Genomic DNA, 10,781 nt, shown 5'->3' on the forward strand with positions numbered 1-10,781 from the left:
TTGGGTACTCCACTCCGGGTGAGTTGCGCTGGTGATCAGGAGTACGCGTGCGCGGGGCCGTACCACTCGTGGTGGACCGGACCGATGTCGGTGTGCGCACACGTGCGTGCCGCACGACGGCGGCCCTCCCGTCCGGCTCTCCGTTTCCCGGGTGCGCTGGAGCGGTGGTCGCGTCGTGTCAGGCGGCGAGGAGGAACTCGGCGGCGGGCGGGCCGCGCCGGATCACCGTGTGCTGGAGTACGGCGGTGTGCGGGGCCGGGGCGTCGTCCCTCTCCCGGCGACGGCCGCGCGGACCGGTCCCGGTGACGCACAGCGGGCCGGCGCACAGGGCGCGCACCAGAGCGAGAGCGGCGCGCAAGGAACGGACGAGCGCCCCCTCCGTGACTCCGTGCGCCGACAGCTCGATCAGCCGCAGCACGGCCAGGTCGCCGCGGCGCAGCAGCCAGCCGGCGGCCACGGCCGCGAGCACATGGCCGAGCAGCATCGGCAGCGAGGGCAGCAGACCGGCCGAGGCTCCGGCGGCGTCGTGGAGATGCTCCATGCCGGCCGGGACGGCCGTCGGCCGGCCGGAGCGGTCTATCAGCCGCGCGTCCAGCAGCAGCCGGAAGGCGTGTCCCGGGGTGAGGGAGGCCGGAGCCGACCCGCACACCAGCCGCGCCGCGCGCTCCACCAGCGCACTGTCGCTCAGCACGCCCGTGAGACCGCCGGTCCCGGTCGGGGCCATGGACCCCGCCGGCATGCCGGCGGAGGCCATCGCACCGTGCTGCCCCAGCCCGAACAGCGTGTGCAGCACGGTCTGGCCGACGGCGAGGAGCGCGGCGATGCCCGGCAGCGAGCGGGCGCGCCCGGCGAGCGGCGCCACGAGCAGCAGGGATCCGAGGAAACCCACCCCGAGCGTCCACAGCGGCATGCCCGCGCAGGAGGCCAGGGTGTGCCCGCACGCGGCCAGCGCGACGCAGACCGCGGCGAACACCGCGGCCCGCAGTATCCGGAGTCCGGCTCCGGGACGCGCCGTGCGCGGGTGGGGGGCTGTCATGGCGGGGCTCATCATCCCACTGCCTTCACCGGTGGCATACGGCAGGTCGCCTCAGGCGTCCCTCATACACCGATTCCGGTCGCCGCGCATCGGCCGTATGGGCGGAGTCACGTCAACTGAGTGCTTACGGGCGCCTACGGGCGGCAATAGGTAACGGTATGTCGAGCCGCGGCCGGGAGGCTGGAGCATGAGCATCTGGTGGTCACTCCATCTCCGGCGCGAGGCCGCGAGCGTGCCGCTCGCGCGCCGCCTGCTGATCGGCACGATGGAGACGGCGGGCGTCGACCCGGAGATCTCCTACGACCTGTCCGTGGCCCTGAGCGAAGCGTGCGCGAACGCCGTCGAGCACGGCGGGAACCCGTGCCCGGGGGCCTCGGAGGCGTACCGGGTGACCGCGTACCTCGACGGTGAGAAGTGCCGTATCGAGGTGTCCGACTCCGGTTCCGGTTTCACCCGGGCCACCCAGGACCTGCGGCCCGCCCGGACGGACGCCGAGCACGGGCGCGGCCTCTGCCTGATCCGGGAACTCGCCGACCACGTCCACATCGGGGCCAGGCCCGGGCGCGGCGGGACGGTGGTCAGCTTCGACAAGATCCTCAAGTGGAAGAAGGATCCCTCGCTGCTCACGGCCTAGCGGGCGACGCGCGCCCGTGGCAGGTCGTGGGCGTGGCTGTCGGTCGGCGCGGCGAGCGCGAGCGGGCCGACGGTCTCGGTGCGGTGGTCGCCGCGCCTGCCCGCGGCTCCGTCGCACGGCCGCGACCGGTCGCGGTCCGCCGGCGTACGACAAGGCCGGGCACCTCTCCCGGTACCCGGCGTACGACAAGGCCGGGCACCTCCCCGGTACCCGGCCATGTGTGTGCGGATCAGCCCTTCAGCGAGGCCATCCACGTCTCCACGTCGGCGGAGCGCCTCGGCAGGCCGTCGGAGAGATTGCGGTTGCCGTCCTCGGTCACGAGGATGTCGTCCTCGATCCGGACACCGATCCCCCGGTACTCCTCCGGGACCGTCAGGTCGTCGGCCTGGAAGTACAGGCCGGGCTCGACCGTCAGCACCATCCCCGGCTCCAGGACGCCGTCCACGTACGTCTCGGTCCGCGCCGCCGCGCAGTCGTGGACGTCCATGCCGAGCATGTGCCCGGTGCCGTGCAGCGTCCAGCGGCGCTGCAGACCCAGCTCCAGGACGCGCTCGACCGGGCCCTCGACCAGGCCCCACTCGACGAGCCGCTCGGCCAGCACGCGCTGCGCGGCGTCGTGGAAGTCGCGGTACTTCGCGCCCGGCTTCACGGCCGCGATGCCGGCCTCCTGGGCGTCGTACACGGCGTCGTAGATCCTCTTCTGGATCTCGCTGTACGTGCCGCTGACCGGCAGCGTGCGGGTGACGTCGGCGGTGTAGAGCGTGTGCGTCTCCACGCCGGCGTCGAGCAGGAGCAGGTCGCCGGAGCGGACCGGTCCGTCGTTGCGGACCCAGTGCAGGGTGCAGGCGTGCGGGCCGGCGGCGCAGATGGAGCCGTAGCCGACGTCGTTGCCCTCCACGCGCGCGCGGAGGAAGAACGTGCCCTCGATGTAGCGCTCGCTCGTCGCCTCGGCCTTGTCGAGGACCTTCACGACGTCCTCGAAGCCGCGGACGGTGGAGTCGACGGCCTTCTGCAGCTCGCCGATCTCGAACTCGTCCTTGACGAGGCGGGCCTCGGAGAGGAAGACGCGCAGTTCCTCGTCGCGCTCGGCCGTGACCTTGTCGGTCAGGGCCGCCTCGATGCCGGCGTCGTGGCCGCGCACGACGCGGACGGGGCCGGTGGCCTCGCGCAGCGTGTCCGCCAGCTCGCGCACGTCGGAGGCCGGGATGCCGTACAGGGCCGCGGACTCGGTGAGGGAGTGGCGCCGGCCGACCCACAGTTCGCCCTGGCCGGAGAGCCAGAACTCGCCGTTCTCGCGGTCCGAGCGGGGCAGCAGGTAGATCGTCGCCTCGTGGCCGTCCCCCTTCGGCTCCAGCACCAGGACGCCGTCCTCGGTCTGGTCGCCGGTCAGGTACGCGTACTCGACGGACGCGCGGAAGGGGTACTCGGTGTCGTTCGAGCGGGTCTTCAGGTTGCCCGCCGGGACGACCAGGCGCTCGCCCGGGAAGCGGGCGGAGAGCGCGGCGCGGCGGCGCGCGGTGTGAGCGGCCTGCTCGATCGGCTTCAGGTCACGCAGCTCCGTGTCGGCCCAGCCGGACTTCATGTTCTCGGCCAGCTCGTCGGAGACACCCGGGTACAGGCCGTTCTTCCGCTGCTTGACGGTCTCCTCGGACTCGGTCTCGGGGCCCTCCGCGGTAGCGGAGTCGGGCACAGCCGGGTTGAGCTCGTCGGACACGTGATCCTCCTCGATACGCCATTGATCTCCCCCGGGGTCCGCGCGCTCCTGCTCGTGACCGAGCGGGGACCTCCATCATCGTACGGTCGTACCGGTGGCGGGCGGGGCCGGATGACCTGTTATGCCCGGTCATGCCGACCGGCGGCGTCCCGCGCCCGACGAGCCGTGCCGGGCGGCGGCGCTCCGCGGTCAGTCGAAACGGGCCGCCAGCAGGACCACGTCCTCGTCGCCGTCGTCCCCCGGTCCCGGCTTCGCCCGGCCGGACCGGGACCCCGCCTCCGGCTCGTCCGGCAGCACGGCGCGCAGGACGTGGTCGGCGACGGCTCCCGGATCGTGCCGCACCGCGCGCGGGACGCTCGCAGCGGCGGCGTGCAGCCGGGCGAAGGCCCGGTCCATCGGATCGCCGGTACGGTGCAGCAGCCCGTCGGTGTAGAGCAGGACCGTCTCCCCGGCCTCCGCCTCGATCTCCACGCTGGGCGCCTCCCAGCAGGCGAGCATGCCGAGCGGCGCGGAGACGGAGGTCTCGGCGAACTCGGTACGCCGCTCGCCGATCAGCAGCGGCGGGCTGTGCCCGGCACCGGCCAGAGTGATCTTGCGCAGGGCGGGCTCGCAGTAGGCGAACAGGGCGGTGGCCGAGCGGGCGGGCTCGGTCAGCCGCAGCAGCAGCTCCAGGTCGGACAGGACGGCCACCGGGTCCTCGCCCTCCATCACGGCGTAGGCCCGCAGGGAGGCGCGCAGCCGGCCCATGGCGGCCACCGCGCTCGGGCCGGAGCCGGTGACCGAGCCGACGGAGAGGCCGAGGGCCGCGTCCGGCAGCGGCAGCGCGTCGTACCAGTCGCCGCCACCGCGCGCGCCCGCGCGATGGCGGGCGGCGAGCTGGACGCCGGCCACCCGGGGCAGCCGGGAGGGCAGCAGTTCCTCGGCGAGGGTCGCCATGCGCGCACGCGTGCGTTCCACCTCCACCAGCCGCGCGAGGTGCTCGGCTGCGTGCCGGACGTAGAGGCCGGCGAGGTGGCGCTGCCGCTCGTCGGGTTCGGCCGGTTCGTCGTAGAGCCAGACGGCCGCGCCCAGGCGGCCGGCGGACTCGGTGGTGAGGGGGAGGGCGTAGCTGGCGGCGTAACCCAGGCGGGCGGCGACCTCGCGGTGGCGCGGGTCGAGGCCGTCCTCGGCGAACAGGTCGGCGTGGACCAGCTCGGCGGCGCCGCCGGTGTCGTACGGCAGGGCGCCGCGCGGGACGGTCTCGATGTGGCCGAGGTCGGCGCGGCCGAGGCCGAGGCCGAGGGTGGAGCGGGGGCCGAGCCCGTCGGCGGGCTCCAGGACGACCAGGCCGCGGCGGGCGCCGACCAGGGCGGCCCCGGCGCGCAGCATCTCGTGCAGCGCGGGGTCGAGGGCGCTGGTGCGGGAGAGGCGCTCGGTGAGTTCGTGGAGGGTCGTGAGATCGGAGACCCAGCCGGCCAGGCGGTCCTGGAGGAGGGCACCGGGGGCGGGGGTGCCCGGCGCGGGGACGGAGGCGGTGTCCGGGACGGGACCGGTACCCGGGGCGGGAGGTGCGGGCGCGACAGTGTGTGCGGGAGTGGAGAGTGTGGGATCGATTCCGGCCACTTTCGGAGGGTGGGGGGCGTTCATGGCGTCCGGCTCTCAGACCGGTGCGTATTGCTCAGAAGCATCGCAAACCCCCATGTCATTCTGCGCCGCTAGCAGTGTCTCCACATGTACACGCACTCGTGAGGGGATGTCCAGCATTGTCCTGCGGGGATTCCTGGTGTCCAGGGGGCGGGAGAGGGTTTTTCCCGAACCCCTTGCGTTACCGCCAAGTTGGCTCAAAACTGCCTCAGGTATCGGTCCATTGCGGTCGACTGGCCTTGCTCCACGGAGCGTCACAACGGTCGTGATGGGTACGTACTCGGTGAAGGCCAGGGGTGGTTGGGGGCCGCCCGGAACCTGGCGACGGACCCGGGCGTCATAGCCACCGACGGCCGAGCCCCATCCTCCCGTGGCGGAGGCGGAGAGAACCACGCGCGACGGCAAAACGCCAGACTTCGCCACCCCAGTGCCGCGCCCGTGCCTTTGAACAGACGCACCATGGACGCGGACGCGACCGACGCTCGCCCCTTGGGGTTCCCCATGCCGTGCACGGGGGTGTGATGCGCCATCAGATACGCACAGTGAAGTGATCGACACATGGTGTGATGTAGCCCACGGTGTTGCCAGCGGTGCAACGGAAAGGAACGAGCGCTCATGCGCGAGATCCTCGGAAGGCGACGCAGGCTCCTGGCCAGGCGAAACGGCGGGAGGCCCGAGCTGATCGGCGCGGCCCTGACCTTCGCGGCGGAATGGGGGTGGCCGGTACTCCCCGGTGTGGCACCGGACGCGCGGGGCCGGTCCCGCTGCGCCTGCCCCGACCCGGAATGCACGGTGCCCGGAGCGCACCCCTTCGACCCCGGCCTGCTCGCGGCCACCACCGACCCGCGCATGGTGCGCTGGTGGTGGACCAACCGGCCGAGCGCCCCGATCATCCTGGCCACGGGCGGTCCGGCGCCCTGCGCGGTGAGCCTGCCGGCACTCGCCGCCTCCCGTGCCCTGGCCCTGCTCGACCGGCGCGGCATGCGGCTGGGGCCGGTGATCGCCTCGCCCACCCGCTGGTCGCTGCTCGTGCGGCCGTACTCCATGGAACAGCTCGGCGAGCTGCTCTACGCCAAGGACTTCGTCCCCGGCTCCCTGCGCTTCCACGGCACGGGCGGCTACATCGCCCTGCCCCCCTCCGAGACCGGTCAGGGTGCCGTCCGCTGGGAGCGCGCTCCGCTGCCCGGCTCGGCCTCGCCCTGGGTGCCCGGCGTGGAGGCCGTGGTGGACGCGGTGGTGGACGCCCTCACTCGTACGGGTGTGAGCGCACCCGAGTTGTGAGGGTGTCGGGCGCGGCCGGGCCGGCCGGGCGCCGCCGGCTCGTAGTCTTCCGGGCATGCTGCGTCATACCGGCGGCCACCGAGCCCCACAGCCGCTCCGCGGCGGGCGGGACGCCCGTAACCTCCGTCTGCTCGCCCTCGTGGGCATCGTGGCGGGCGTGGTCGCGCTGCCGCTGACCGTGGCCTCCGGCCAGGTGGGCGACGCCGGCCGGGCCGCCGCACCGGCCGCCGACCGGGGGGACGCGCCGGCCACCGACCGGGGGGATGCGTCGGCCGCCGACGGGGGGGACGCGAAGACCGGCGCGCGTACCGCCCGCCACGCCCCGTTCCTGCTCGGCATCGGACTCGCCACGGCGGCCCGCTGCGGCCCCGAACTCACCTCGCCCGACGGCATCGAGGCGCAGACGTGCGTGCTGACGCAGGGCGAGGACACCTGGGCGCGCGCCTACTACCGCAACGCCACCGGCGAATCGCTGGACTCCGTGCTGAGCCTGATGGGTCCGGATGACCGGACCGTGCAGACGCACTGCGTCACCGGGGCCGGCGACGAGCCCGCCACCTGTGAGACACCCCGCGAGCACACCCGTGGCGTACCGGCCGCCTACACGGCCGTCACCGAGTTCGCGTCGCGCGGGTCGCGGGGGGCGCTGCTGCTCCGCTCGGGCAGCAACTCCTGAAAGCGCCCGCGCAGTTGACGGGAAGCGGCATGCCGTCCACCGGACGAGGGCATGGAAAGGCCCGGTTGCTGGCGACGGGGGATGCACCAGCAACCGGGCTACTGGAACGGTAACAAGAGATCGGCGGTTCGCAAATTCCGTCTTGGCGATTCGGACACCGAATTCCGTGTCGGAACGGCGAGTTGTGACAGGAGTCACCTGCCGCGCGGCACGGTGTCACGACTGACCGACCGTTCAGCCGTGACACCAGCGGCCCGGCGCTCAGCTGAGGGTGACCTGCCGGTTGGTCAGCCCGCCGCGCGCCCGGCGCTCGTCCGGCGTGAGGGGCTCCTTGACGGCGAGGGCCGCGGCGAGCCGCTCGGCGAACTCGGCGGCCGGCTTCTCCACGTCGTCCGCCGAGACACCGCTCGGCAGGTCCCACACCGGCACGGTGAGGCCGTGAGCACGGAAGGAGCCCACGAGCCGGGTGCCCTCGCCGAGGCTGGAGCGGCCCGCCGCGTGCAGCCGCGCCAGAGCGTCCAGAAGCTGCTCCTCCGGATGCGGCATGACCCAGCGCAGGTGGTTCTTCTCCGGCGTCTCGCACCAGTACGCGGCGTCCACACCGGACAGCTTCACGGTCGGGATGGCGGCGGCGTTGGCCCGCTCCAGGGAGGCGGCCACCTCGGGTGTGGCGTTCTCCGCGTCCGGCACCCAGAACTCGAAGCCGCTGTGCACGACCGGTTCGAAGACGCCCTCGGCGTCCAGCAGATCCTGCAGGCGGGGGCTGCCGGCGGGGGCGCGGCGGCCCTGCACCGGGGTGCCGGGCTCGGCCTCCAGCGCGCGCAGCAGGGTGTCGGCGAGGTCGCGGCTGATGTCACCGGACGCCGTGTCGTTCTGCAGGCCGAGCAGGACCGAGCCGTCGTCGCGGCGCAGCGCGGGCCAGGCCATCGGCAGCACCGTCGCCAGCGTGACGGAGGGGACGCCCTCGGGCAGGCCGTCCTTCAGCGGCAGCTCGGCCGTCGCCGCGGGGACCAGCTCCCGCAGCGCGACCCAGTCGCACTCGCCGGGCAGCCCCTCGAACGGGCGCTGCACCAGCTCGGTCGCGGCATGCGCGGCGGCCCGGCCGTGGCATGCCTTGTAGCGCCGCCCGCTGCCGCAGGGGCAGGGTTCTCGGGCGCCGACAACCGGGATCTCCCCGTCGTTCAGCTGCGGCTTGGCCTTCGTCTGGGGTCGCTTTTTGGCCATGGTGGGCGTCTCCCGGTTACGGCTCTTCTCGGTACGTCCGGAGCCTAGCCGTTCGGGCCCTGGCCTACGGGAACCCGTGGACAACGCACGCGCGCTCGACGCCGCGCGGGGGCCGTCCGGTCGTTCCCGGCCCCCGAACGCGTCCGGTCGTTCCCGGCTCCCGAACGCGCCCGGTCGGTCCTGGCTTCCGAACGCGGCCGGTCGGTCCGAACGCACCCGATCGGTCCTGGCCTCCGAATGCGGCCGGTCGTTGTCAGCCCCCGTACGCGCCCGGTCGTTGCCGGCTCCCCAAAGTGCCCGGTCGGCCCTGGCCCGCGAACGTGCCCGGTCGTTCCCGGCTCCCGACGGCACCGACGGTCGGTCCCGGTCTGCGGATCCCGCCCGGTCAGTCCAGGTCCTCGAACGCATCCGCGAAGTCCAGGCCGGACAGGTCCGTCAGCGTCAGGTCCGCGGCGGAGACTCCTGGCCGCGTCAGATCCGCGGCGGGCACCCCTGGTCGCGGCAGGTCTGCGGCCGCCCTGTCCGGCAACGCCAGGTCCGGCAACGCCAGGTCCGGCAGCGGCGGGTCCGTGAGCGGCAGCCCGGACGTCCCCGGCCGCGTGACGCGCGTAGCGAACGCCTCGGGCCGGCACCCGGCATCGGGATCGTGGACGTCCTCGTGGACCAGCACCCAGACCGTCACCTCGCCCCGGACGTCGTCCCGCACGCCCCAGTCGTCGGCGAGGGCCGTGATGATGTTCAGTCCGCGTCCGCCGTGCGCGGTCACCGACGGAGTGGCGGGCGCCGGACGGGTCGGCCCGCCGCCGTCCGTGACCTCCACGATGAGCCGCCCGTGCGCGTCGACGCGCCACGCGGCGCGGACGTCACCGTCCCCGGCCGGCGCGTCTCCCAGCGGCCGCCCGTGTTTGCAGGCATTGCTGAGCAGTTCGGAAAGGATCAGTACGGCATCGTCGATGACCGATTCCGCCACGCCGCCGCTGCGCAACTGCGCCCGCATCCGGTGCCGCGCCTTCCCCACGCCGGCAGGGCCGTGGGGAACGGCCATGCTCGACGACGTCGGCACTTCCTGTGCCACCACCAACGCCACCCCCGAGACCTCCTTCGCCCCACGCCAGGGTGTGGATGCCCTCTTGGCCTGGACCGGAAACCGGCCAGTCCTCTTCCGGTGACGCATTCGACGCGACCGCACACGCAGCGAACGCGCCGGTGCACACCCCGTGACGGAATCCGCCCGGCAGCGGCCGGTACGCCCGGATCCGGGGGGTGCGGCCGGTGGGCTCAGCGACCCAGTCGGCGCAGCACCGCGCGCGGCCGGTTGGTGATGATGGCGTCGATGCCCATCTCGAGGCAGAGGTCGACGTCCTCGGGCTCGTTCACGGTCCACACGTGCACCTGATGGCCGGCCCGCTTCAGGCGCTCCACGTAGGCGGGGTGGTTGCGCACGATGCGGATCGAGGGGCCCGCGATGTGCACGCCCGCGGGCAGCCGCCCGTCGCGCAGCCGGGGCGAGACGAACTGCATCAGGCAGACCGTCGGCAGGGTCGGCGCCGCGGCGTGCACGCGGTGCAGCGACCGGGCCGAGAAGCTCATGATCCTCACCGGCGACTCGGCGGCCGTGGCCGGCGCGTCCAGGCCGAACCGCTTCAGCAGCGTCAGCAGCCGCTCCTCCACCTGGCCGGCCCAGCGCGTGGGGTGTTTGGTCTCGATGGCGAGCTCCACCCGCCGTCCCGCGTCCGCGACCAGTTCCAGCAGGCGTTCCAGCGTGAGTACGGAGGTGTCCTCGCGGTCCTCCGGCCGGTGCTCCCAGTCGGGCTCCTCGTCCCGTCCGCGCCAGCCCTCGCCCGTCTTCCAGGAGCCGAAGTCGAGGGCGGCCAGGTCGGCCAGCTCCAGGGCGGAGACCGCGCCGCGGCCGTTGGAGGTCCGGTTCACCCGCCGGTCGTGGACGCAGACCAGATGGCCGTCGGCCGTCAGCCGTACGTCGCACTCCAAGGCGTCGGCGCCGTCCTCCATCGCCTTACGGTAGGCGGCGAGGGTGTGCTCGGGGGCGTCCTCGGAGGCGCCCCGGTGGGCGACGACCTGGATGGAGTGCTGTGGTGCGTGGGTCACCGCGTCATGGTGCCATCGTCGTCGGGTACACGGGGCGGCGCGGACGCGTCCGGGCGACGAACAGGGCACCCGCCCTGATCGTTTATGTAACTTTTGCCATGTAGGTCGTAATAGATCCTATATAAAGAAGACCGCCGGACCCACAGGCACCGCTTATGGTGCTCTGACGGCCCATGGGAAAAGCTGACTGCAAGACCAGTACGACCGACGACAACAGGCGTGGACCGAGGAGAAGAGCTGTGAGCACCGAGAACGAGGGCAACACGGTACCCCCGGCGCCGTCCGCACCTCCCGTGCCGACGGCCTCTCCCGCCGCTGCTCCGCAGGGCCCCCCGCCCGAGGGACACGCGCCGACGGCACCGCTTCCGCCCGTGCCCCAGGAGAGCCCGACGGCCCCGGCCACCGCCCCCGGCCAGGGCCCGGCCCACCCGCAGGGCGGGGCGTACCCGCAGGGCGGGGCGTACCCGCAGGGCCCGGCGGCTCCGGC

At 73.5% G+C, this 10,781-nt stretch carries 8 protein-coding genes and 2 pseudogenes; 4 read left to right on the plus strand and 6 right to left on the minus strand.

All coding sequences use genetic code 11. The features are described 5' to 3' along the window. Positions 1–178: 178 nt before the first annotated feature. Positions 179–1,036: a hypothetical protein gene (locus GT045_RS38655; RefSeq protein WP_202529515.1), complete on the minus strand. Its 858-nt coding sequence runs from the start codon at positions 1,034–1,036 to the stop codon at positions 179–181. A gap of 187 nt (positions 1,037–1,223) precedes the next feature. Here GT045_RS38655 and GT045_RS38660 point away from each other — a divergent pair, with 187 nt between their 5' ends. Next, complete coding sequence (locus GT045_RS38660; protein WP_161290835.1) at positions 1,224–1,670, plus strand: ATP-binding protein; 447 nt, start codon at positions 1,224–1,226, stop codon at positions 1,668–1,670. A gap of 229 nt (positions 1,671–1,899) precedes the next feature. On the opposite strand, the gene GT045_RS38665 is transcribed toward GT045_RS38660, so the two are convergent. After that, a complete protein-coding gene (locus tag GT045_RS38665; RefSeq protein ID WP_161290833.1) occupies positions 1,900–3,384 on the minus strand; it encodes an aminopeptidase P family protein in 1,485 nt (494 codons plus the stop codon). A 189-nt stretch (positions 3,385–3,573) separates the two neighbouring features. Continuing rightward, positions 3,574–5,010, minus strand: a complete 1,437-nt coding sequence (locus tag GT045_RS38670; RefSeq protein ID WP_161337054.1) for a PP2C family protein-serine/threonine phosphatase — start codon at positions 5,008–5,010, stop codon at positions 3,574–3,576. Positions 5,011–5,622: 612 nt separating this feature from the next. Between GT045_RS38670 and GT045_RS38675 the strand changes: the two genes are divergently transcribed. After that, entirely contained in the window at positions 5,623–6,288 is a 666-nt protein-coding gene (locus GT045_RS38675; RefSeq protein ID WP_161337055.1) for a bifunctional DNA primase/polymerase, read from the plus strand. Positions 6,289–6,445: 157 nt separating this feature from the next. After that, positions 6,446–6,964 (plus strand): hypothetical protein, encoded by a 519-nt coding sequence (locus tag GT045_RS38680; RefSeq protein ID WP_161337063.1) that lies wholly within the window; start codon positions 6,446–6,448, stop codon positions 6,962–6,964. A gap of 261 nt (positions 6,965–7,225) precedes the next feature. Here the strand turns inward: GT045_RS38680 and GT045_RS38685 are convergent, their stop codons facing one another. From GT045_RS38685 to GT045_RS38695, 3 genes and pseudogenes are all read right to left on the minus strand, one after another. Then, on the minus strand, positions 7,226–8,188 hold the full coding sequence (locus GT045_RS38685) for a DUF5926 family protein (RefSeq protein ID WP_161337056.1): 963 nt from the start codon (positions 8,186–8,188) through the stop codon (positions 7,226–7,228). Positions 8,189–8,780: 592 nt separating this feature from the next. Then, positions 8,781–9,362: pseudogene (locus GT045_RS38690) on the minus strand (ATP-binding protein); the annotation flags it as partial. 104 nt (positions 9,363–9,466) lie between these two features. After that, complete coding sequence (locus GT045_RS38695) at positions 9,467–10,294, minus strand: glycerophosphodiester phosphodiesterase (RefSeq protein WP_161297392.1); 828 nt, start codon at positions 10,292–10,294, stop codon at positions 9,467–9,469. 239 nt (positions 10,295–10,533) lie between these two features. On the opposite strand from GT045_RS38695, the pseudogene GT045_RS40385 reads away from it, so the two are divergent. Further along, positions 10,534–10,781, plus strand: a pseudogene (locus GT045_RS40385) (protease); the annotation flags it as partial.

This window comes from Streptomyces sp. SID486, assembly GCF_009865385.1.
Classification (GTDB): Bacteria; Actinomycetota; Actinomycetes; order Streptomycetales; family Streptomycetaceae; genus Streptomyces.